This window comes from Pseudomonas sp. Fl5BN2, assembly GCF_009908205.1.
Lineage (GTDB): Bacteria > Pseudomonadota > Gammaproteobacteria > Pseudomonadales > Pseudomonadaceae > Aquipseudomonas.
Window position 1 is genome coordinate 1 of the sequence record NZ_JAAARL010000030.1, and the last position, 22,997, is coordinate 22,997.

Below are 22,997 nucleotides of genomic sequence, written 5' to 3' on the forward strand. Positions count from 1 at the left end.
GGGTTTGGTCAGGGGTGGGGTCATAGGGACTTCAATCAGTCCGGTATTTCAGTTGGAGCAGGGCGGGGCGCAGGCGCGGTCAGCGAGGTGATCTTGATCAGCAGCGCCAGGTGGCCGTTGTCCAGATAGTTGAGCTGACCGTTCTTGGTATGGCTTTGCTGCTTCAGGTGTTCGCTGCGGGTGACCAGGCCATTGCTGTCGATCTGGTTGATCCAGAAATCCGCCTCGACATCGGTGAAGCGCCCGAGCTTGAGGCTCAGGGTGCCTTCGATGGGGTACTGGCCAAACTGTTCCGCTCCGTCGCTGAGGGCAACCTTGACCGGGTTTTCGCTCAGGGTCTGTTGCCAAGCCTTGTGCAGTAGCACGCTGTAGTCAGCGCTGGCGCCGAGTTTCTCAACGATGCCGCCCAGGGAAGGGCTGCGCTGGTTGTCCGCAGCCAGGTGCTGGGCGCCGGCGGCCCAATCTTCCGGGGCCGCGTGGCTGAGGATCTGCGGCTCGGCGTTCTGCCGGACAAGGATCAATTCCACCTGGTACAGGTCGTCGGCAAAAGCCATTGGCGCGACCAGGGCCAGGAGCAGGGTCAACGAACAGAGCAGGCGCATGGGGCGTCCTTCAAGCAGTTTTCGGGGTGAGGCGCTCAAACAACGCCTCCAATGTATTAAAGCGCTCTTCCGGACGCTCCATCGGCACCATGAACTTGAACAGTGTTGCGCCTTCGAATTTGTAGCGTTTGGGTTGCCCCTGGATCAGCTTGATCAGTGCCAATGGGTCCACCGGGGTATCTGCGGCGAACTCGATGCGGCCGCCCTGCGGGCCGCCGTCGACTTTCTTGATCCCCAGTTGTTCGGCCTGGAGTTTCAGCAGGGTCAGGCGGACCAGGTTCTTGGTCGGTTCCGGCAGCAGGCCGAAACGGTCGATCATTTCCACCTGCAGATCCTTCAGGCCATCCTCGTCGGTGGCCGAAGCGATGCGCTTGTAGAGGATCAGGCGGGCGTGGACATCCGGCAGGTAGTCTTCGGGAATCAGTGCCGGCAGGCGCAGGTTGATTTCCGGGCCGCCGCCCAGGGGTTGGTCGAGGTTCGGCTGCTCGCCCTTGCGGATGGCTTTCACCGCACGCTCGAGCATCTCCATGTAAAGGGTGAAGCCTACGGCCTGGATCTGGCCGCTCTGGCCGTCGCCCAGCAGTTCGCCGGCGCCGCGGATTTCCAGGTCGTTGGTGGCCAGTACGAAACCGGCTCCCAGGTCCTGGGTGTTAGCGATGGCTTCCAGGCGCTTTTCTGCGTCCGGGGTAATTTGTTGGCGCGGCGGCGTCAGCAGGTAGGCATATGCCTGGTGGTGACTGCGCCCGACCCGGCCACGCAACTGGTGCAACTGGGCCAGGCCGAACTTGTCGGCGCGCTCGATGATGATGGTGTTGGCGCTCGGCACGTCGATGCCGGTCTCGATGATGGTCGAGGCAATCAGCACGTTGAAGCGCTTATGGTAGAAGTCGCTCATCACCTGTTCGAGTTCGCGCTCGCGCATTTGTCCGTGGCCGATGCCAATCCGTGCTTCGGGCACCAGCTCGGCGAGCTCGGCGGCGCACTTCTCGATGGTCTTCACATCGTTGTGCAGGTAATACACTTGCCCGCCGCGCAGCAGTTCACGCAGCAGGGCTTCTTTCACTGTGCTCTTGTTCTGCTCCATGACGAAGGTCCGCACCGACAGGCGTCGGGCCGGCGGGGTGGCGATGATCGACAGGTCGCGCATGCCCGAGACGGCCATGTTCAGGGTCCGCGGGATCGGCGTGGCGGTCAGGGTGAGGATGTCGACTTCACTACGCAGGGCCTTGAGCTGTTCTTTCTGACGAACACCGAAGCGGTGCTCTTCGTCGATGATCACCAGGCCGAGGTTCTTGATCTTCACATCGTCCTGCAGCAGCTTGTGGGTGCCGATGACGATGTCGATCTTGCCTTCGGCGAGGTCGGCCACCGCGGCGTTGACCTCTTTGGTCGACTTGAAGCGGCTCATCACCTCCACGGTCACCGGCCAGTCGGCGAAGCGGTCGCGGAAGCTGTTGTAGTGCTGCTGGGCGAGCAGGGTAGTGGGCACCAGGATCGCCACCTGGCGACCGCCGTGCACGGCAATAAAAGCCGCGCGCATTGCCACTTCGGTCTTGCCGAAGCCGACGTCGCCGCACACCAGGCGGTCCATCGGCTTGGGCGCGAGCATGTCGGCGCGTACCGCTTCGATGGTGGTTTGCTGGTCCGGGGTCTCCTCGAAAGGGAAGCCGGCACTGAAGGTTGCGTAGTCGGCTTTGGGATCGGCAAACGCGTAGCCTTCGCGTGCGGCGCGGCGGGCGTAGATGTCCAGCAGCTCGGCGGCGACGTCGCGCACTTGTTCGGCGGCTTTGCGCTTGGCTTTCTGCCAGGTCTCCGAGCCCAGGCGGTGCAGCGGGGCCAGGGCGTCGTCGCTGCCGGTGTAGCGGGCGATCAGGTGCAGGTTGGCCACTGGCACATAGAGCTTGGCGCCCTCGGCGTAGGCCAGGGTGAGGAATTCAGCGACCTGATTGTCGATTTCCAGGGTCGCCAGGCCCAGGTAGCGGCCGACGCCGTGGTCGATATGCACCACCGGCGCGCCTTCGCGCAGCTCGGTGAGGTTCTTGATCACGGCATCGTTGTTGGCGTCGGCGCGTTTTTCCCGGCGCCGACGCTGCATCACTCTCTGGCCGAACAGCGGGCTCTCGGCCACCAGGGCCAGGGCCGGGTCGTCCAGCAGTAGACCTTCGTCCAGCGGAGCGATGGTAATCGCCAGGCGCTCTTTGCTTTTGACGAAATCTGGCCAGCTGTCGACGGTTTTTGGCCGCAGCTTCAGGCGTTCCAGCAACTCCAGCAGCACCTCGCGGCGCCCGGCGGATTCGGCGGTGAACAGCACCCGGCCGGGGAACTCGTCGAGGAAGCCGGAAAGCGCTGCCAGGGGTTGGTTGGCCTTGGCCTCGATGGCCAGGTTGGGCAGCTCATGGGCGGGGAAGCGTTCGCGGCCGACACCGGTTTCGATGTCTTGCTGGCTGGCGACCACGCGCGGCCAGTTTTTCAGGCGAGCGAAGCAGTCTTCCACCGGCAGGAACAGTTCCGCTGGTGGCAATAAAGGCCGGGACGGATCGACGCGGCGCTCTTCGTAGCGATTGCGTACGTCGTTCCAGAAGTTCTCTGCCGCCTGTTCAATGCCCGGTAGAGAGAACACTTGGGTGTCCTGGGGCAGGTAGTCGAACAGAGTGGAGGTGTCCTCGAAAAACAGCGGCAGGTAGTACTCGATACCGGCGGGGGTAATCCCGCTGCTCAGGTCCTGGAAGATCGGGCAGCGCCGGAAATCGACATCGAAGCGCTCGCGAAAACGCGCCTTGAAGCGGGTCACCGCGTCTTTCTGCAGAGGGAATTCCCTGGCCGGCAGCAGGCGGATCGAATCGACCTTGTCTATGGAGCGCTGGTTCTCCGGATCGAAGGTGCGCAGGGTTTCGATTTCATCGTCGAACAGATCGATGCGGTAGGGCAGCTTGCTGCCCATCGGGAACAGGTCGATCAAGGCACCGCGCACGGCGAACTCGCCGTGCTCATAGACCGTATCCACGCAGCGATAGCCGCTGGCTTCCAGGCGTGTACGCATCTGCTCGACATCTAGCTTCTGGCCAACGTCCAGTACCAGGCTGCTGCCCAGCAGGAACTGGGTTGGTGCCAGGCGATGCAGGGCGGTGGTGATCGGTACCACCAGCACACCATGCTCCAGCTCCGGCAGCCGGTAGAGGCTGGCGATGCGCTGGGAAATGATGTCCTGGTGCGGCGAGAACAGGTCGTAGGGCAGGGTTTCCCAGTCAGGGAAATGCAGCACCGGCAGATCCGGGGCAAAGAAGCTCAGCTCCTGTTCCAGTCGGTCAGCGCTTTGGCTGTCGGCGGTCAGCAGGAGGGTGAAGCGCTTTGCAGCGCTAGCGGCTTCGGCGATGGCCAGGCTCAGGGCGGCACCGGGCAGATTGCCCCAATGCTGTTTGCCGGCGGCGGCAGGGAGTAGCGGTAGACGCAGGACGGGCACGGACGGTCAAGCTCCAAGCGTTGCGACAAAGTCGGTAATTGTAACGGCCCCGGGCAGTCACTGTCAGTGGCTGATGCGTCTATTACGCTGGTTGGGGGAAATGTAGTGGCTATGACAACAAAATGCGCTTTTCAGGGCGAAATGTAGTGCGGGATTGGCGCAGTGTTACGGAGGGTTACAGACAGTTTGGCTGGATCTCCAAAAAATTGACGCTGCTGGAGGCCCCGTGTTTACTGGCCTCTAGCGCAGTGGTATTTTTTTGCAAGGGCTTTTTGTTACGTTCCGCACGACAGGCGCGCATTGCTACGCGAGGTTCTCGGCGGCATAATGTAGCCCCTTTTTTCTGCCCCTACATGTGGAAGGTTCCCGTGACTCAGAAGCCCGACCAGTGTCTTGGTGAATGGATCGACCGTGAAGCACTCGCAGAAGCGATGATTCCGCTTATCGGTCAGCTGTACCGCAATAACAATGTGGTGAGCTCGATCTATGGCCGCAGCCTGATCAACCAGTCTGTCATCGCGATTCTCAAAGCCCACCGCTTTGCTCGCCACCGTTCCTCCGACGACAGCGAACTCTCCGTCCACGAAACATTCCCTCTGCTGAAGGCCATGAGCGAGCTCAAGCTCGGCGCGGCTTCGGTAGATCTGGGCAAGTTGGCGTTCAAATTCCGTAACGAAGGCAATGGCCGCAGCGCCGAGCAGTTCGTTCGCGAAGAAATGGCTGACGTGGTTGGTCAGCAAAATACTTCGGCCCGCAAAGGCACTGACGTGGTGCTGTACGGCTTCGGTCGTATCGGCCGTCTGCTGGCACGCATCCTGATCGAAAAAACCGGTGGTGGCGACGGCCTGCGTCTGCGCGCCATCGTGGTGCGTAAAGGCGCTGAAAACGACCTGACCAAACGCGCCAGCCTGCTGCGCCGCGATTCGGTTCATGGTTCGTTCAACGGCACCATCACTATCGACGAAGAAAACAACACCATCACCGCTAACGGCAACCTGATCCAGGTTATCTACGCGAAGAACCCGACTGAAGTGGATTACACCCAGTACGGGATCAAGAACGCGCTGCTGGTGGACAACACCGGTGTATGGCGTGACGCCGACGGCCTGGGCCAGCACCTGGCCTGCCCGGGTATCGACCGCGTTGTTCTGACCGCGCCTGGCAAAGGCAAGCTGAAGAACATCGTTCACGGTATCAACCACAGCGAAATCACCGCTGACGACAAGATCGTGTCCGCCGCTTCCTGCACCACCAACGCCATCGTGCCGGTGCTGAAGGCTGTGAATGACAAGTTCGGCATCATCAACGGTCACGTCGAAACCGTTCACTCGTACACCAACGACCAGAACCTGATCGACAACTTCCACAAGGGCGATCGCCGTGGCCGTAGCGCCGCGCTGAACATGGTGATCACTGAAACCGGTGCTGCTACCGCTGCTGCCAAGGCCCTGCCTGAGCTGGCCGGCAAGCTGACCGGTAACGCGATCCGCGTTCCAACGCCGAACGTGTCGATGGCCATTCTCAACCTGAACCTTGAGAAAGCCGCTACCCGTGAAGAGATGAACGAGTACCTGCGCTACATGGCGCTGCACTCCGATCTGCACAAGCAAATCGACTTCGTCAATTCCCAGGAAGTGGTGTCCACTGACTTCGTGGGCTCGCGTCACGCCGGTGTGGTCGACGCTGAAGCGACCATCGTTCAGGACAACCGCGTTGTGCTGTACGTCTGGTACGACAACGAGTTCGGTTACAGCTGCCAGGTAGTGCGGGTGATGGAAGACATGGCTGGGGTCAACCCGCCAGCGTTCCCACGCTAAGCACTCTGCAGAAATGAAAACGCCCCGACATGTCGGGGCGTTTTTGTTTGTGGCCTTCTCCGGCAAGCCAACCCCTACATGGAAGAGGCGAGATTGCCGTAGGGGGCGCCTTGCCAGCTAAGCCTTTCAGGCACCGCCGACGGTTGCCGCTTGCGCTGTGCGCAAGGCGTGACGATTGCCGCGAAACAGCACCAGGGTGGCGATCAGCCCCAGCACCGCTGCGCCGCTGAGCCAGATCCCCGGTGCCGCCTGGTTGCCCAGTACGTGAATCAGATAGGTACAGACCGCCGGAGTGAAGCCACCGAAGGTTGCGGTGGCGAGGCTGTAGGCCAGGGAGAAACCAGTGGTGCGCACCTCGACCGGCATGATCTCGGTCAGGGCCACCACCATGGCGCCGTTGTACGAACCATAGAGGAAGGACAGCCACAACTCGACGATTAGCAGGTGGCTGAAGCTCGGATTGGCTACCAGCCAGGACAGCGCTGGATAAGCCGTGAGGATCGCCAGGATGGTGGCACTCAGCAGCAGCGGCTTGCGCCCGATCTTGTCAGACAGCGAGCCCATTACCGGCAGCCAGAAGAAGTTCGACAGGCCGATGCACACGGTCACCAGCAGAGCGTCGAAATCCGACAGGTGCAGTTCGGTCTTGCCGAAGGTCGGGGTGTAGGCGGTGATCAGGTAGAAGGACACGGTGGTCATCACCACCAAGGCCATGCCGGCGATGACAATGCCGAAGTTCTGACCGATGGAGCGGACGATTTCCTGCAACGAAGGGCGATGCTTGCGGGCCTGGAATTCCGGGGTTTCCTCCAGGGAGCGGCGGATGATGAAAATCGCCGGAACAATCATGCAACCCACCAGGAATGGCACGCGCCAGCCCCAATCCCCCATTTGCTCGGGGCTCAGCCAGTGGTTCAGGCCAACGCCGAGCAAGCCGGCGAACACCACTGCGGCCTGTTGACTTGCCGATTGCCAGCTGACGAAGAAGCCCTTGCGGCCTGGAGTGGCAATTTCGGCCAGGTACACCGAGACGCCGCCCAGTTCGACGCCTGCGGAGAAGCCCTGCAGCAGGCGTCCCAGCAGCACCAGCAATGGCGCGGCAACGCCAAGGGTGGCATAGCCTGGCACGCAGGCAATCAATACGGTGCCCGCGGCCATCAGGGCCAGGGTGATGATCAGGCCCTTGCGGCGGCCGTGACGGTCAATGTAGGCACCGAGGAAGATCGCCCCCAAAGGGCGCATCAGGAAGCCGGCACCGAAGGTCGCCAGGGACAGCATCAACGAGGCGAATGCACTCTCGGCAGGAAAGAAGGTCTTGGCGATTGCGGTGGCGTAGAAGCCATAGACCATGAAGTCGAACATCTCGAGAAAGTTGCCGCTGACAACGCGAAAAATCGCCTTGCCTTTGCCCGTGGTCGTGGACATGTTTTTCACTCACTTTGGCTGTCTTGTTAGCAATCCCTGGTCGTTATGCGTCCCTCACTGCAAAGTCGGGGCTCGAGGCTGCACGCTGAACAGTTTTGTAACGATATGTGTATAAAAGTCATCCAGCAACAAAAACTCTTGGATGGACTTTGCCGGCTCTAGGTCGGGGTTCGGCCCGCGGGCGAAGGCTGTAGGGAGGTGCGCAGGCAGACGCCGTCTGTCGCATAATGGCGTTTTGCATTGAGAGCCAGCCCTGCGGGGTGGTTGATCGGGAGAGAAAGCCTTGCCAGGTAATCAGCGGTGGCGATGGGGGATGTCATGGGCGGCGATGCTGCTGTTGGCGGGATGTGGGGGCGATCACCTGGAGAGCGTCTCCGGTCCGACCATGGGCAGCACCTATTCCGTGCAGTATGTGCGCCATGCCAATGGCCCGGCAGCGTCGCTGGTCAAGACCGAGGTCGAGGGAATCTTGGCTGAGGTCGATCGGCAGATGTCCACCTATCGCAGTGATTCGGATATCGAGCGTTTCAATGATTTGCCGGCCAACAGTTGTCAGCCGATGCCTGAACCGGTGCTGCAATTGGTGCGGGTGGGCGAGCAGCTGTCTCGGGACAGCGATGGCGCTTTTGACCTGACGGTGGAGCCGCTGCTCAATCTCTGGGGTTTTGGTCCCCAGGGGCGAGAGGAAAAGGTCCCGAGCACCGCGGCGCTGGCCGAGGTGCGGGCGCGGGTTGGGTATGAGCAGTTGCATATCAAGGGGGCGGAGCTGTGCAAGGACGCGGCCGTGGAGGTGGACTTCAATAGCATTGCCGCCGGCTACGCCGTGGACCGTATCGCTGCCAGGCTTGTGGAATTGCGGATCGACAGTTTCCTTGTCGAGGCCACGGGCGAGCTCAAGGCGGTGGGTCACAAGGTTGATGGTTCACCCTGGCGCATTGCCCTGGAAGAGCCCCGGGATGATCAGCAAGTGGCCCAGCGAGTAATTGCTCTGGACGGTTATGGTGTATCCACGTCCGGCGACTACCGTAATTACTTCGAGCAGGACGGCCAGCGTTACTCCCACACTTTTGATGCTCGAGCCGGCAAGCCCATTACTCACCAGTTGGCCTCGGTGACGGTGATTCATCCTTCGACGCTGATGGCCGATGGCTTATCGACGCTGTTGTTGATACTCGGCCCGGAGGCCGGTTGGGATTACGCGGAAAAACACGCGATCGCAGCATTTTTTGTGATGCGTGCCGATACAGGATTCGTCACACGCAGCAACCCGGAGTTCGATCGGCTGTTCGCTGGGCCAAAACACTAGCCTTGCGCAGCTGTAGTGCAGGCAAAAGTAGCCTACGACGCGACCAAGGGTTAATGTGCGCGGCGTTGACGCTTCTATAGACTGTGCCCGGGTTCGTAACCGAGCCAAATTGATCCTTCATGCCGCTGGCCGCGGCATGATTTAGCCGGAGATGCCAGAAGGGCATCTCGGCCTGTTCTGAGGAGTACGCATGGCTGTCTACAACTACGACGTAGTGGTGCTGGGCTCAGGCCCCGCTGGAGAAGGTGCGGCAATGAACGCCGCGAAAGCAGGGCGCAAAGTGGCGATGGTCGATAGCCGTCGTCAGGTCGGCGGTAACTGCACCCACCTGGGTACCATTCCGTCCAAGGCCCTGCGTCACTCGGTCCGGCAGATCATGCAGTTCAACACCAACCCGATGTTCCGGGCCATTGGCGAGCCGCGCTGGTTTTCCTTTCCGGACGTGCTCAAGAGCGCCGAGAAGGTTATCTCCAAGCAGGTGGCTTCGCGCACCGGCTACTACGCCCGTAACCGGGTCGACGTGTTCTTCGGCACCGGCAGCTTTGCTGACGAGCAGACCGTTGAAGTGGTCTGCGCCAACGGCGTAGTGGAAAAGCTGGTGGCCAAGCACATCATCATCGCCACCGGCTCGCGCCCTTATCGCCCGGCGGACATCGATTTTGGCCACCCGCGTATCTACGATAGCGACACCATCCTCAGCCTCGGCCACACCCCGCGCAAACTCATCGTTTACGGTGCTGGGGTCATCGGTTGCGAATACGCTTCGATCTTCAGTGGCCTTGGGGTGCTGGTGGAGTTGGTGGATAACCGCGGCCAGTTGCTCAGCTTCCTCGACTCCGAGATCTCCCAGGCCCTGAGCTATCACTTCAGCAACAACAACATCACCGTGCGCCACAACGAGGAATATGACCGCGTTGAAGGCGTAGATAACGGGGTGATCCTGCATCTGAAGTCCGGCAAGAAGATCAAGGCCGACGCCTTGCTCTGGTGCAACGGCCGTACCGGCAATACCGACAAGCTGGGCATGGAGAATATCGGGGTCAAGGTCAATAGCCGTGGCCAGATCGAAGTGGACGAGAACTATCGCACCTGTGTGCCGAACATCTACGGTGCCGGTGATGTGATCGGCTGGCCGAGCCTGGCCAGTGCCGCTCACGACCAGGGTCGTTCCGCCGCTGGCAGCATCGTCGACAATGGCAGCTGGCGCTTCGTCAACGACGTGCCGACCGGGATCTACACCATTCCCGAGATCAGCTCGATCGGCAAGAACGAGCAGGAGCTGACCCAGGCCAAGGTGCCTTACGAAGTGGGCAAGGCGTTCTTCAAGGGTATGGCCCGTGCGCAGATCGCTGGCGAGCCGCAAGGCATGCTGAAGATCCTGTTCCACCGGGAAACCCTGGAAGTCCTCGGCGTGCACTGCTTCGGCTACCAGGCTTCGGAAATCGTCCACATTGGCCAGGCGATCATGAACCAGCCGGGCGAGCACAACACCCTGAAGTACTTCGTCAACACCACCTTCAACTACCCGACCATGGCCGAAGCCTATCGGGTAGCCGCGTACGACGGCCTCAACCGGCTTTTTTGAGCGGCTCCGGCCGGTGGCCTGAGCCGGCCGGGGAGACCGATTTCAGTAATTCTCGAGAGTGGCGCTGGCCAAACCGGGAAAGTCTGTAATCAGGCTATCTACGCCGAAGTCGGCGAGCCTGCGCATCAGCGCGGGCTCGTTGACCGTCCATACCGATACATGCAAACCCTGACGCTGCGCCCGTTGCAGCCGCTCCGGGGTGCACAGGGTCCAGTTCAGCGCAAGAATCTCGCAGCCATAGCTCTGGGCGACCTTCAACGGGTCGAGCCAGGCGTATTCGGCTACCAGTCCGCGAGACAGGTCCGGGGTCAGCTCGACCGCGGCCTTCAGCACTTCCCGGGAGCTTGAGGTCACAGTGACCTTGTCCAGCAGGCCAAAGCGTTGGGCCATCTCGCGAATCGCCAGTACCGTAGTTGCGGCACGGGTGCGCGAGGCGCTTTTGACTTCCAGTTGCCAGTGCTCGAAATCGCACTTCTCGAACAGCTCCTCCAGGCGCGGAATAGGGCAGGGGGTGATCCATCCCGGGCCGCCTTTGCGTGCATCGTAGGTCGCCAGGTTGGCGGCGGAATGTTCCACTACCTTGCCACGCCGGTCTGTGGTGCGCTTGAGGGTCGGGTCATGAATCACCATCAGCTCGCCGTCCATGGACAGGTGCAGGTCGAGCTCGCAACGGCGGACGCCGTGCTTGAGGCATTCCTGAAAGCTGGTCAGGGTGTTTTCCGGTGCTTCGCCTTTAGCGCCGCGATGGCCATAGATCAGGGTCACAATTGCTCCTTCACGGATGTTGTTCGTTAAGAGAGGGTCAGGCAGTTGCTCAACTGGCGGCCGGGTCGTTCTGCTCCCGGGCCAGACGGCGTTGCTGGGCCTGTTTTTGCAGGATATAGCGCGCCAGCAACTGACGCTGGGCATCGGTCAATGCTTCGAACTCGGTACCGATCTCGAAGGTGCCAAAGCTCTGTGGTTCGCAGTGAGTGACCTTGGCCCGCAGCAGCAGGCCCGAGGCCTGCGGCATCAGCAGCAGTTTGACCGCCAGGTGGCTGCCGCTGGGGTAGCACTGGTGATGGTTGAACTCGATGCCGCCTTCGGAGAGGACAACACGCTGCGGCTCGCCGAACTTGCCGAACACGGTCTGTGCCACCACCTGGCCGAGCAGGTCGATGCGTTTGTTCATGGCCTTGAGGTAGTTGGCCAGGGTGCGGTCGCGCTCGCTGACCTGGCGCAGCAGGTGCTGGGATTCGAATTCGCTGAGGTGCAGTTCACTGAGCAAATTGAACAGTGGGGACTCATCCTGCAACACTTCCTTGCTCGCCGCGTCATGGGCGGACAAGGGGCTAATTTCCAGTGCGATCGTGTCCTCGATACGGTAGTATTCGCGGCGATCTTCTTCATCTAATGTCGACATGGCGAACCCATGGTAGAGGCAGTGGTCTGAGTGTAAAGCTGCTTACCAGGCCCCGCCACAAGGACGTCTTCTTTTCCTCCGAACAAGCCCCGACATGTTCAGACCTCTGTTTGCATTTATTGGCACGCGTTATACCCGTGCAAAGCGTCGCAATCATTTTGTGTCATTCATTTCCCTGACCTCGATGATCGGACTCGCCCTTGGCGTGATCGTGATGATCGTGGTGCTGTCGGTGATGAATGGCTTCGATCATGAGATGCGCACTCGCGTGCTGGGCATGGTGCCCCACGCCACCATCGAATCCGGTGAGCCCATCAGCGACTGGCAAGGCCTGGCCGACAAGGTCAAGCAGAACCCGAAAGTCCTGGCTGTGGCGCCGTTCACCCAGATGCAGGGCCTGCTGACCAACCAGGGTCAGGTGCAGAAGGTGCTGCTCAATGCCATCGATCCGGCCCAAGAACGGCAGGTGTCGATCATCGACCACTTCATGCAACAGGGTCAGCTGGACGCACTGGCGCCCGGCAGCTTCGGCATCGTCATCGGTGACAAGGCGGCGGCCAAGCTGGGCGTTGGCCTGGGCGACAAGCTGACCTTCGTCGCTCCGGAAGTCACGGTGACCCCGGCCGGCATGTTCCCGCGAATGAAGCGGTTTACCGTGGTGGGGATTTTCCACGTCGGCGCCGGTGAGATCGACGGTTACCTGGGCCTGACCAACCTCGAAGACCTGGCTCGCCTGCATCGCTGGAAGCCGGATCAGGTCCAGGGCCTGCGGCTGAAGTTCGACGATCTGTTCCAGGCGCCGCGCACTGCCTGGGAAATCGCCCAGCAGTTGGGTGAGAACCATTATTACGCTCGTGACTGGACCCGTACCCACGGCAACCTGTACCAGGCCATCCGCATGGAAAAAGCCATGATCGGCCTGTTGTTGCTGCTGATCGTCGCGGTGGCCGCGTTCAACATCATCTCGACCCTGGTGATGGTGGTGAACGACAAGAAGGGCGATATCGCCATCTTGCGCACCCTTGGCGCGACCCCCGGGACCATCATGGCGATCTTCATGGTCCAGGGCACGGTGATTGGCGTGGTCGGCACTTTGATCGGCGCGGTACTGGGGATGCTCGCTGCGTTGAATGTCAGCGCCGCGATCTCCGGTCTGGAAGGCCTGATCGGGCACAAATTCCTGAATGCCGACGTGTACTTCATCGACTACCTGCCGTCGCAACTGATGGCTGAGGACGTGTTGATGGTCTGCGGTGCGGCGCTAGTCCTGAGTTTCCTCGCCACCCTGTATCCAGCCTGGCGTGCTGCGCGCACCCAGCCTGCGGAGGCGCTACGTTATGAGTGAGTTGGGCATGAGTGAAAAAGCAATCCTGAGCTGCCGTGACTTGGGCAAAGCCTATGATGAGGGCCCGGAATCGGTGGTGGTCCTGTCCGGCCTGCAACTGGAACTGCACCCGGGTGAGCGGGTGGCCATCGTCGGTACGTCCGGCTCTGGCAAAAGTACCTTGCTCAACCTGTTGGGCGGCCTGGATACACCCTCCAAGGGCAGCGTCTGGCTGGCCGGTGAAGAATTGTCGGCACTGGGCGAGAAGGCCCGTGGTCAACTGCGCAATCGCTCCCTGGGTTTCGTCTATCAGTTCCACCATCTGCTGCCGGAGTTCACTGCTCTGGAGAACGTCTGCATGCCGTTGCTGATCGGCCGTACGCCAATCCCTGAGGCTCGTCAGCGCGCCAGCGCATTGCTGGAGCGGGTTGGCCTTGGCCATCGCCTGGAGCACAAGCCATCGGAGTTGTCCGGCGGTGAACGCCAGCGCGTAGCCATCGCCCGGGCCCTGGTGAACAAACCGGGGCTGGTGATGCTCGACGAACCCACCGGCAACCTCGACTCGCACACTGCCCAGGGTATTCAAGACCTGATGCTGGAACTCAGCACTTCGATGCGCACCGCCTTCCTGGTGGTGACCCACGACATGAACCTGGCCCGGCAGATGGACCGCGTACTGCACCTGCAAGAAGGTCACCTGGTCGCGATCTGATGCGGCCGCACACGGCGTCGACGACATGCTCGCCGGCGCCGGGTCATTAATTTTTCCAGGGTGACGTGCCCATGTTCAGACCTTTATCGATCTTTATCGGCGCGCGCTACACCCGCGCCAAACGGCGCAATCGCTTTGTCTCGTTCATCTCCATGACCTCGATGATCGGCCTCGCCCTGGGCGTGCTGGCGATGATCGTGGTGTTGTCGGTGATGAACGGCTTCCAGCGGGAAATGAGTTCGCGGATCCTCGGCATGGTGCCCCATGCCACCATCGTCGGGGTCAAGCCCATTGATGACTGGCAGCCGGTGGCCGCCGCGGCCCTGAAAAACCCGGAAGTCACGGCGGCAGTGCCGTTCACCGAGATGGAGGGCATGCTCTCCTACAAGGGCGCGATGCAGCCGATCCAGATCAGCGGCATCGACCCGGATCAGGAAGGCAAGGTTTCCATCGTTGCCCAGCATATTGTCCAGGGCAGCCTGCAGGACTTGAAACCGGGTGAGTTCGGGGTGGTGATCGGCGAGATCACTGCACGGCGCTTTCGCCTGAATGTCGGTGACAAGCTGACCCTGATCGTGCCTGAAGTGAGTAGCGCGCCGGGAGGGATTACCCCGCGCATGCAGCGCTTGAATGTGGTTGGGGTGTTCAAGGTCGGTGCCGAGCTGGATGGCTCCATGGGCCTGATCCATGTCGCCGACGCGGCGCAGATGCAGCACTGGCAACCGAGCCAAGTGCAGAGCGTGCGCCTGGCGGTCAAGGATCTGTATGCCGCGCCACAGGTCTCGGCGGACATCGCCAAAGGCCTGGGAGCTGATTTCCGGGCTGATGACTGGACCCATACCCAGGGCAGCCTGTTCAGCGCGATGAAGATGGAAAAGACCATGATCGGCCTGTTGCTGCTGATGATTGTCGCGGTGGCGGCGTTCAACATCATCGCCACCCTGATCATGGTGGTGAACGACAAAGGTGCGGACATCGCGATCCTGCGCACCATCGGCGCCACGCCGCGACAGATCATGGCAATCTTCATGGTCCAGGGCACGGTGATCGGGATTGTCGGCACCTTGATCGGTGGGGTGCTTGGAGTGATCGCGGCGTTGAACGTGAGTGAGCTGGTGGGTTGGCTGGAAAGGGTCAGCGGTCAGCAGATCTTCAGTTCCGACGTCTACTTCGTCAGCAATCTGCCCTCCGAGTTGCAGGGTGGCGACGTGGCGTTGATCTGCGGTGCCGGGTTTGTCCTGAGCTTCCTGGCGACCGTGTATCCGGCGTGGCGGGCGTCCAAGGTCGAACCGGCGCACGCCTTGCGTTACTCCTGAGACCCGCTTTCGCCGGCAAGCCGGCTCCTACACGGACCTTGTAGGAGCCGGCGGGCAGGCCCTCAATCCTGCCTTGGCAGTTCGATCACGAAACGGGTCCGACCCGCCGCTGATTCGCAACGAATCTGCCCGCCATGGGCACGAATGATCGATTGGGTGATCGCCAGTCCCAACCCCGCATGTTCACTGCTGCCTTCGCGCCGCGCCGGGTCCGCCCGGTAGAAACGGTCGAACAGGCGCGGCAATACCTCTTTGGCAATGCCCTCACCGGTGTTTTCGATACTCAGGCTCAGGTGTCGGGCGCTGTCGTTGATCCGTACCTTGATCGAGCCCCCGGCAGGGGTGAAGCGCAGGGCGTTGTCCAGCAGGTTGGACAGCGCCCGGCGCAGCATGCTGCGGTCCCCGGCAAAGCCGGCATGGCCTTCGCGGGCCAGTTCGATCTGCGCGTCTTCGGCCAGCGGGCCGTAGAACTCCAGCAGCATGTCGGTCTCCTGGGCCAGGTCCAGCGCTTCGCGCTTCGGGGTCAGCAGGCCGTGGTCGGCCTTGGCCAGGTACAGCATGTCGTTGACCAGTTGCGCCATCCATTGCAGTTCCTCGAGGTTGCTGTGCAGGGTTTCGCGGTAATCCTCGATTGATCTGGGCCGAGTCAGGGTGACCTGGGTGTGGGTCAGCAAATTCGACAGCGGCGTGCGCAACTCATGGGCAATGTCGGCGGAAAAGGCCGAGAGGCGTTGGAACGACTCTTCTAGACGGCCGAGCATGGCATTGAAACTGCTGGCCAGTTCTGCCAGTTCAGCGGGCATTTGTTCCTGGGGCAGGCGTTGGGTCAGGGAGTTGGCGGAGACCCCGGCGGCCACTGCACTCATGTGCCGCAAGGGCTGCAACCCGCTGCGGGCGGCCCAGGCGCCAAGCAGGGCGGTGGCCAGGGCCGACAAGCCTACGGTGAGCCAGATCAGATGCTGCATGCGCTGCAGGAAGTGTTGGTGATGGGTGATGTCGAGCACCAGGGTCAGCTGCGGCGAGTCGGCGCGGCCGGGAGTCAGTGGGGCTGGGTAGATCCGGTAGGCGGTGCCAGCCTGGTTCAGGCTGTGCAGGCCGGCGGCAGAGGGTAGAGAGACAGGCAGGCCCGGGGCGCTGTCGAACCATAGCTGACCGTCGGCGCTGCTGACCCGCAGTGCCAGGTCCGGCTGGTGGCTCAGCTCATCCAGCAGTCTCGCCTGGTGCCGGGGGAAATCCCTGGCCTCGGTAACGCCCTGCAAGGCGCTGCGCAGGGCAATCAGTTTGCCATCCAGCAGTTGCTGATCCAGCTCGATGAAGTGCGCCTCGCTGGCCCGGTTGAACAACACCCCCGCCAACAGCGAGACCACGGCAGTGCAGGCGGCGAACAACAGCGCCAGGCGCCCGCTCAAGGACAGGCGGGGCATCAGGCCTGACGCTCTTCGAGCACGTAGCCCATGCCGCGTACGGTGTGGATCAGTTTGTTGGGGTAGTCGTCATCGATCTTCAGGCGCAGGCGGCGGATCGCTACCTCGATGACGTTGGTGTCACTGTCGAAATTCATGTCCCAGACTTGGGAGGCAATCAGCGACTTGGGCAGGACCTCGCCCTGGCGCCGCAGTAGCATTTCCAGCAGGGCGAACTCCTTGGCAGTCAGGTCGATGCGCTGGCCGCGGCGCTCCACCCGGCGGCGAATCAGGTCCAGGCGCAGGTCCGCCAGTTGCAGGCAGGTTTCCTGGGCGACGGCGCTGCCTCGGCGCAGCAGGCTACGCACCCGGGCCAGCAGTTCGGAAAAGGCGAAGGGCTTGACCAGGTAGTCGTCGGCTCCCAGTTCCAGGCCGTGGACTCGGTCCTCCACGGCGTCCCGGGCGGTGAGGAACAGCACCGGTATATCCAGCCCGGCACTGCGCACTGCCTGCAGAATCTGCCAACCGTCGCGCCCCGGGAGCATCACGTCGAGAATCAACAGGGCGTAGTCACCGGTCAACGCCAGGTGTTGGCCGGTGCTGCCATCCGCTACCAGTTCGGTATTGAAGCCGGCTTCGTTCAGGCCCAGGCGCAGATAGTGGCCGGTTTTCGGTTGGTCTTCGACGATCAGCAGTTTCATGATGGGACTCGTGGCGTATGGACCCCGGGCTTTATACCTTGCAGGCTCGTCGGGCAGATCAAACTGACAAAGTTGTAATCTAGTCGTCAGCTGGCTGGCAGCGGCGGGGTTCTAGAGTGTGCCACAGGCTGAATACTGATCTTGTTGGAGTCTGATAATGAGTGTGCAAAACCTGTTGTTGCAAAGCCGATCGATCCTGGGGGGCTGCCTGATGCTATTGAGCGCGCCGCTCTGGGCTTCGCCAGCGGCATCCTATGATTTCGGTCAGCCAGCGCCAGCGGCCAAGGCCACCCGCAGTATTGAAGTGGTGATGGGGGACATGACCTTCAATCCCAAGTCTCTGGAGATCAAGGCTGGCGAAACCGTGCGCTTTGTCCTGATCAACAAGGGCCAGTTGCTGCATGAGTTCAACCTGGGGGATGCGACGATGCATGCCCAGCATCAGCAAGAGATGCTCAAGATGCAGCAGAGTGGCATGCTCACTCCCACCGCAGTCAAGGACATGGCGGCCGGCGGCATGGACCACTCCGCCATGGGGCATGGCTCGATGGCGGGCATGGAGCATGGTGCCGAGATGAAGCATGACGACCCCAACAGTGTGCTGGTGGAGCCGGGCAAGCGGGCCGAGCTGACCTGGACTTTCAGCAAGAGCGGCAGCCTGGAGTTCGCTTGCAACATTCCTGGGCACTATCAGGCGGGGATGGTTGGCAAGCTGACGGTCACTCCATAGGCAGTCGGGGCTCAAAGGCGGGAGCAAAGGCTGATAGAATCCGCTGATTATTCAGTCAGGTTTCCGCCATGCATCCCGCAGCCGAACATTCGCCGCTGGGCAAGTCCAGTGAATACGTTTCCACCTATACCCCGTCCCTGCTGTTCCCGATTCCCCGGGCAGCAAAATGGGCCGAGCTGGGTTTGACTGCCGACACCCTGCCGTATAAGGGCGTGGACTTCTGGAATTGCTTCGAACTGTCCTGGCTATTGCCATCGGGCAAGCCGGTGGTGGCCATCGGCGAGTTCAGCATTCCGGCGGATTCACCGAACATCATCGAGTCCAAATCCTTCAAGCTGTACCTCAACTCGCTGAACCAGACACCGTTCGCCGACCGCGCGACGCTGGAGACAACCTTGCGTCATGACCTGTCGGCCGCTGCGGGCAAACCGGTGGGCGTGCGTATACGCAGCCTCGGTGAGGTCGAGGCGGAGGGTGTGGTGGCGCTGCCCGGGGTATGTATTGACGAGCTGGAGATCAGCGTCGACAGCTATGCGCATCCGCGTCCGGAACTGTTGCGTTGCGATGCTTCGCGGCTGGTGGAGGAGAGCGTGCACAGCCACCTGCTCAAATCCAATTGCCCGGTGACCAGCCAGCCGGACTGGGGCAGTGTGGTGGTGGAGTACCGTGGCGCCGCGCTGGATCACGCCAGCCTGCTGGCTTATCTGGTGAGTTTCCGGCAGCACTCGGATTTCCATGAGCAATGCGTGGAGCGGATCTTCCTCGATCTGCAGCGCCTGCTCAAGCCAGAGAAACTCACCGTCTATGCCCGTTATGTGCGTCGCGGCGGGCTGGATATCAACCCTTACCGCAGTACCGAGACGGCGGATTTCGCCAATCACCGACTGGTACGCCAGTAAGCCAAAGCCCCGCACTCAGTGCGGGGCTTTGGTTTTATGGGGCTGGTGTTATCGGGCGTTCATCAGATACCGATGTTGCCCAGGGTCTGGACGATATTGCGCAGGGTTCCGGCAATGGCCGGGTGTTCCAGCTCGAAGCGCTCCACCGCCAGGTTGACGCCGTCGGCGAGGCTGCTGTCGTGGGTGCTGGTCTCCAGCTTGAGTTGCAGCTCGATCTGCTGCATCAGCTCTTGCAGGTTGGTGCGCTCGGCTTCCGAAAGCGGAGGGTTCTGCTCCAATTGCTCGCGCAGGGTGTCGAGTTGTTCTTGCAGTTCGCGGGCAGGCATGGCGTTCTCCCTTTATTGATAGGCACAGGGATGGACCACGAGGTTCAGGCAAAGGTCCATGCCCAGAACGTAGAGTAATCCACTCCCAGGCGCTGTGCATGATCCTGATCAACAGGCTTATGTCAGGGTTTTTCGCCTTTGAGCCTGCGCAGTTCGATGTCCGCCAGGCAGGTACCCAGGTCGCCCAGATGATCGATGACCGAGTGCACGCCCAGGCCGAAGAGTTGCACGGTGGCCTTGCCGCGCTTGAGTTCGCGCTCCTGCTGGCTCAGCACCTGCCATTCGCTGGGGGTCATGCCGCACAGAGAGCCGCAGGACGCCAGGCCGATGGTCCAGAGGCCAGCATTGAGCCCCGATTGCAGCAACTGAGGTTCACCGCTGACCAACACGCACCCGTCGATCCCCTTGACCTCAAGTGCCATCAATGCCTGCCAGCAGGCGTCGGGAGCGGGCCAGGGGGCAGGGGCGTTCGGGGTAGATTTGAGCCATTTCGGCAAGGTGGCGGCCAGGTGGCGGCTGCTGGCGATAGGCAGTTGTTCCAGCCAGGCGCAAGGTATGCCTTGCTGATGCAGGCGGCGCAAGGTATCCAGCGCTCCGGGTGTGGCCTGGGCCTGCTCCGGGCTAGGCTGCTCGGCGGTTTGCAGGCGCGTTCGCGCGCCGAAGTCTACCAGGCAGCCACTGAGCCCGAAGAGCACGGCAGCCAGAGGGCGAGAGGGTTGCACTGAGGCATCGGCGTGGGGCATGTCAGCATCCTTGAAATACCTTTCGAGGCTAGCTGTGGAACATGACATCCAGGTGACAATTGAGTGAATGTAAGCGGCATTGACTGGCCAATGTATCAAGACTGCTTGCAGTGAAGCTGCCTAAACCGGCTTATCCGTTTTATACTCCTGAACTTACCCTCAGGGCATAGCCCCACGAGAGAACAATCCAAGGAGTTTCCTGCTATGCGCTGGAGCCGTTATCTAGTTCCGCTATGTATGAGTGCCGGTGTGACGCTGGCTCCCTTGGTCGCTCAGGCGGCCGAAGAGGATCCGTGGGAAAGCATCAACCGTCCCATCTTCACGTTCAACGACACGCTGGATACCTATGCCCTGAAGCCGTTGGCTCAAGGCTATCAGGCGGTCACGCCGCAGTTTCTGGAAGACGGCATCCACAACATGTTTCGCAATATCGGTGACGTCGGCAACCTGGCCAACGACATTCTCCAGGCCAAGCCCCGCGCCGCCGGTGTCGACACTGCGCGCCTGTTGATGAACACCACCTTGGGCCTGGCCGGTTTCTTTGATGTCGGCACCAAGATGGGCCTGCAGCGCAACGACGAAGACTTTGGTCAGACCCTCGGCCATTGGGGCGTTGGTAGCGGTCCGTACGTCATGCTGCCGCTGCTGGGGCCAAGCACCCTGCGCGATGCGCCGGCCAAGTATGTCGATAGCTACACCGAACCCTACCGCTACATGAATGACATTCCGGCGCGCAACACCACCATCGGCGTGGACATCATTGATACCCGTGCCAGCCTGTTGTCAGCGGACAAGCTGGTTCGCGGCGACAGGTACACCTTCATTCGCAATGCCTACCTGCAAAACCGTGAGTTCAAGGTCAAGGATGGCAAGGTCGAAGACGATTTTTAATCGACTGACTGTCTTGTTGAACCAAAAAGGCGGCCCTCGGGCCGCCTTTTTCATGGGGCTCGGGTTTACTTCATTTTAATGATTGTAAGCCCAAGTTTCTGGCCGCCATCCTCCTGTGAATGGACCCAGACCACTTCGGTCTCCGCTTCCAATCCTCTGAGGGCTGCGTGCTCCGAATCGATACGTACACTCAGTTGATCTCCGACCTGAAAGGAGCGGGGCGCCTGAACCTGCATGCCGCTGCTGGAAAGATCGATGCAGACTGCTTCAATCACCTGTCCCTGGTGGATCAGCGTGACCTCGGCATCCACCCGCATCCGGATGTAATCGCGCTTTTCACTGTAGTCGCGCTGGTTTTGATTCATGGGTTCCATCCTGCGATTGAGTTGCGGTTTTAGCGGTTTTTATAACTCCCAGTGATTTGCGGTGTAAAGACGTCAGGCGACCATCGGCATGAGCTTGAAACGCCCCGCGGATGGGAGTACCGTCTGCGCCTTAGAAGGGCACCTCTGATGGTCGGGCGTGCAGGGCCGAGGGTCCTGGTTCCGCCTCAAGAGTGGCTAGAAAGCAAATCCAGTAGCGTGCGTCAGGCCCCAGGCCAAGCCACCTACGCCAACCTAATTCTGGCGCCGTTTGCCCACATGCCAAAAACCAGTGCCACGCTGCTGATAATCGATGACGACGAAGTAGTGCGCGCGAGTCTCGCGGCCTATTTGGAAGACAGTGGCTTCAGCGTTCTGCAGGCCGCTAACGGCCAGCAGGGTCTTCAGGTATTCGAGCACGACAACCCCGATCTGGTGATCTGCGATCTGCGCATGCCGCAGATGGGCGGTCTCGAGCTTATCCGCCAAGTGACTGAGCGTTCGCCGCAAACTCCGGTGATCGTGGTTTCAGGTGCGGGCGTGATGAACGATGCGGTCGAAGCCTTGCGCCTGGGAGCGGCGGACTACCTGATCAAGCCGTTGGAAGATCTGGCGGTGCTCGAGCACTCGGTGCGCCGGGCCCTGGATCGCGCGCGCCTGTTGCTGGAGAACCAGCGTTACCGGGACAAGCTCGAAGCGGCCAATCGTGAGCTGGAAGCCAGCCTCAACCTGCTTCAGGAAGACCAGAACGCCGGTCGCCAGGTGCAGATGAATATGCTGCCGACCAGTCCCTGGTCGATCGATGAATTCAACTTCGCTCACCAGATCATCCCGTCGTTGTACCTGTCGGGGGATTTTGTCGATTATTTTCGTGTCGACGAGCGTCGGGTGGCCTTTTACCTGGCGGATGTTTCCGGGCATGGCGCATCTTCGGCCTTTGTCACGGTGCTGTTGAAGTTCATGACCACGCGCTTGCTGTTCGAATCCAAGCGCAACGGCACCTTGCCGGAATTCAAGCCTTCGGAAGTGTTGGGTCATATCAACCGCGGCCTGATCAGCTGTAAGCTGGGCAAGCATGTCACGATGGTCGGTGGAGTCATCGACGAGGAGACTGGTTTGTTGACCTATAGCATTGGCGGGCACTTGCCGTTGCCGGTGTTGTACACCCCAGACAGCGTGGGTTATCTGGACGGGCGTGGTTTGCCGGTAGGCCTGTTCAATGAGGCCACCTATGAAGACCATATTCTGGAGTTGCCGCCGGTGTTCAGCTTGACGCTGATGTCTGACGGCATTCTGGACCTTTTGCCTGAGCCTACACTCAAAGAGAAAGAAGCGGCCTTACCCGAGCGGGTGAGGGCGGCGGGCGGCAGCCTGGATGGCCTGCGGCAAGTTTTTGGATTGGCCACGCTAGGGGAGATGCCGGATGATATCGCCCTGTTAGTGTTGAGCAGGAACCTTTAATGAGTACCGGTAGAATCCAGTTCGCCGAGCAGGACGGCACCTTCGTCTTGAAGTTCGTCGGTGAAGTGCGCCTGACCCTATGTTCGGCGTTGGATGCGACTATTGAGCGGATTTTCACGGCGCTGAACTTTTCGGCGATTGTGATCGACCTGACTGAAACCCGCAGCATCGACAGCACAACTTTGGGCCTGCTGGCCAAATTGTCGATCCTGTCGCGGCAGAAGGTCGGTCTGTTGCCCACTGTCGTCACCACCCACGAAGACATCACCCGCTTGTTGCAGTCCATGGGCTTCGATCAGGTGTTCAACATCGTCGATCGTCCAATTCCCTGCCCCGAGTGCCTGACCGACCTGCCGTCTCAGGACCAGTCGGAAGAAGTGGTGCGGATCAAGGTTCTGGAGGCCCACAAGATTCTCATGGGCCTCAACGACTCCAACCGCGAAGCTTTCCACGATCTGGTGAATGCCCTGGAGCGTCACTGATCGACTGAAGCGCCGGCGCACAAAAAAGGGCGAACCTGTGAGGGTTCGCC

At 60.9% G+C, this 22,997-nt stretch carries 21 protein-coding genes; 11 read left to right on the forward strand and 10 right to left on the reverse strand.

Annotated features, from left to right (window positions below):
- Window positions 1-35 precede the first annotated feature (35 nt).
- Both GV819_RS29385 and mfd read right to left on the reverse strand, forming a co-directional pair.
- Window positions 36-602, reverse strand: a complete 567-nt coding sequence (locus GV819_RS29385; RefSeq protein ID WP_161759538.1) for a CsiV family protein — start codon at window positions 600-602, stop codon at window positions 36-38.
- 10 nt (window positions 603-612) lie between these two features.
- Complete coding sequence (gene mfd, locus GV819_RS29390; RefSeq protein ID WP_161759539.1) at window positions 613-4,062, reverse strand: transcription-repair coupling factor; 3,450 nt, start codon at window positions 4,060-4,062, stop codon at window positions 613-615.
- A gap of 353 nt (window positions 4,063-4,415) precedes the next feature.
- On the opposite strand from mfd, the gene GV819_RS29395 reads away from it, so the two are divergent.
- Entirely contained in the window at window positions 4,416-5,879 is a 1,464-nt protein-coding gene (locus GV819_RS29395; RefSeq protein WP_161759540.1) for a glyceraldehyde-3-phosphate dehydrogenase, read from the forward strand.
- Window positions 5,880-6,005: 126 nt separating this feature from the next.
- Here the strand turns inward: GV819_RS29395 and GV819_RS29400 are convergent, their stop codons facing one another.
- A complete protein-coding gene (locus tag GV819_RS29400) occupies window positions 6,006-7,304 on the reverse strand; it encodes an MFS transporter (protein WP_161759541.1) in 1,299 nt (432 codons plus the stop codon).
- A gap of 313 nt (window positions 7,305-7,617) precedes the next feature.
- Here GV819_RS29400 and GV819_RS29405 point away from each other — a divergent pair, with 313 nt between their 5' ends.
- Together GV819_RS29405 and sthA are read left to right on the forward strand one after the other, a co-directional pair.
- Window positions 7,618-8,610, forward strand: coding sequence for an FAD:protein FMN transferase (locus GV819_RS29405; RefSeq protein ID WP_434738445.1), 993 nt, complete (start codon window positions 7,618-7,620; stop codon window positions 8,608-8,610).
- 190 nt (window positions 8,611-8,800) lie between these two features.
- Window positions 8,801-10,195: a Si-specific NAD(P)(+) transhydrogenase gene (gene sthA, locus GV819_RS29410; protein ID WP_161759542.1), complete on the forward strand. Its 1,395-nt coding sequence runs from the start codon at window positions 8,801-8,803 to the stop codon at window positions 10,193-10,195.
- A gap of 42 nt (window positions 10,196-10,237) precedes the next feature.
- Here the strand turns inward: sthA and GV819_RS29415 are convergent, their stop codons facing one another.
- Window positions 10,238-10,960, reverse strand: coding sequence for a glycerophosphodiester phosphodiesterase (locus tag GV819_RS29415; protein WP_161759543.1), 723 nt, complete (start codon window positions 10,958-10,960; stop codon window positions 10,238-10,240).
- A 49-nt stretch (window positions 10,961-11,009) separates the two neighbouring features.
- Window positions 11,010-11,597: a PilZ domain-containing protein gene (locus tag GV819_RS29420; RefSeq protein ID WP_161759544.1), complete on the reverse strand. Its 588-nt coding sequence runs from the start codon at window positions 11,595-11,597 to the stop codon at window positions 11,010-11,012.
- Between the two features lie 94 nt (window positions 11,598-11,691).
- On the opposite strand from GV819_RS29420, the gene GV819_RS29425 reads away from it, so the two are divergent.
- From GV819_RS29425 to GV819_RS29435, 3 genes are all read left to right on the forward strand, one after another.
- Entirely contained in the window at window positions 11,692-12,942 is a 1,251-nt protein-coding gene (locus GV819_RS29425) for a lipoprotein-releasing ABC transporter permease subunit (protein WP_161759545.1), read from the forward strand.
- Window positions 12,943-12,949: 7 nt separating this feature from the next.
- Complete coding sequence (gene lolD / locus GV819_RS29430; RefSeq protein ID WP_178124932.1) at window positions 12,950-13,633, forward strand: lipoprotein-releasing ABC transporter ATP-binding protein LolD; 684 nt, start codon at window positions 12,950-12,952, stop codon at window positions 13,631-13,633.
- A gap of 71 nt (window positions 13,634-13,704) precedes the next feature.
- On the forward strand, window positions 13,705-14,949 hold the full coding sequence (locus GV819_RS29435) for a lipoprotein-releasing ABC transporter permease subunit (protein ID WP_161759547.1): 1,245 nt from the start codon (window positions 13,705-13,707) through the stop codon (window positions 14,947-14,949).
- 62 nt (window positions 14,950-15,011) lie between these two features.
- On the opposite strand, the gene GV819_RS29440 is transcribed toward GV819_RS29435, so the two are convergent.
- Both GV819_RS29440 and GV819_RS29445 read right to left on the reverse strand, forming a co-directional pair.
- Entirely contained in the window at window positions 15,012-16,373 is a 1,362-nt protein-coding gene (locus GV819_RS29440) for a heavy metal sensor histidine kinase (protein WP_161759548.1), read from the reverse strand.
- On the reverse strand, window positions 16,373-17,053 hold the full coding sequence (locus tag GV819_RS29445) for a heavy metal response regulator transcription factor (RefSeq protein WP_161759549.1): 681 nt from the start codon (window positions 17,051-17,053) through the stop codon (window positions 16,373-16,375). The genes GV819_RS29440 and GV819_RS29445 overlap by 1 nt, the downstream gene beginning before the upstream one ends.
- Before the next feature lie 157 nt (window positions 17,054-17,210).
- Here GV819_RS29445 and copI point away from each other — a divergent pair, with 157 nt between their 5' ends.
- Together copI and queF are read left to right on the forward strand one after the other, a co-directional pair.
- Window positions 17,211-17,783, forward strand: a complete 573-nt coding sequence (gene copI / locus GV819_RS29450; protein ID WP_161759550.1) for a copper-resistant cuproprotein CopI — start codon at window positions 17,211-17,213, stop codon at window positions 17,781-17,783.
- A 68-nt stretch (window positions 17,784-17,851) separates the two neighbouring features.
- Complete coding sequence (gene queF, locus GV819_RS29455; RefSeq protein ID WP_161759551.1) at window positions 17,852-18,682, forward strand: NADPH-dependent 7-cyano-7-deazaguanine reductase QueF; 831 nt, start codon at window positions 17,852-17,854, stop codon at window positions 18,680-18,682.
- 62 nt (window positions 18,683-18,744) lie between these two features.
- Here queF and GV819_RS29460 read toward each other — a convergent pair whose 3' ends face one another.
- Complete coding sequence (locus tag GV819_RS29460) at window positions 18,745-19,008, reverse strand: DUF4404 family protein (protein WP_161759553.1); 264 nt, start codon at window positions 19,006-19,008, stop codon at window positions 18,745-18,747.
- 122 nt (window positions 19,009-19,130) lie between these two features.
- Window positions 19,131-19,751, reverse strand: a complete 621-nt coding sequence (locus GV819_RS29465; protein ID WP_161759555.1) for an HAD family phosphatase — start codon at window positions 19,749-19,751, stop codon at window positions 19,131-19,133.
- Between the two features lie 204 nt (window positions 19,752-19,955).
- Between GV819_RS29465 and GV819_RS29470 the strand changes: the two genes are divergently transcribed.
- Entirely contained in the window at window positions 19,956-20,642 is a 687-nt protein-coding gene (locus tag GV819_RS29470) for an MlaA family lipoprotein (protein ID WP_161759556.1), read from the forward strand.
- A 65-nt stretch (window positions 20,643-20,707) separates the two neighbouring features.
- Here GV819_RS29470 and GV819_RS29475 read toward each other — a convergent pair whose 3' ends face one another.
- Complete coding sequence (locus GV819_RS29475) at window positions 20,708-21,007, reverse strand: PilZ domain-containing protein (protein ID WP_161759558.1); 300 nt, start codon at window positions 21,005-21,007, stop codon at window positions 20,708-20,710.
- 276 nt (window positions 21,008-21,283) lie between these two features.
- Between GV819_RS29475 and rssB the strand changes: the two genes are divergently transcribed.
- Together rssB and rssC are read left to right on the forward strand one after the other, a co-directional pair.
- Window positions 21,284-22,465, forward strand: coding sequence for a two-component system response regulator RssB (rssB, locus tag GV819_RS29480; RefSeq protein ID WP_161759560.1), 1,182 nt, complete (start codon window positions 21,284-21,286; stop codon window positions 22,463-22,465).
- Window positions 22,465-22,947 carry an anti-sigma factor antagonist RssC gene (gene rssC, locus GV819_RS29485; RefSeq protein ID WP_068587814.1) on the forward strand — a complete coding sequence of 161 codons (483 nt, stop codon included), beginning with the start codon at window positions 22,465-22,467 and terminating at the stop codon, window positions 22,945-22,947. The genes rssB and rssC overlap by 1 nt, the downstream gene beginning before the upstream one ends.
- The last annotated feature ends 50 nt before the right edge of the window (window positions 22,948-22,997 follow it).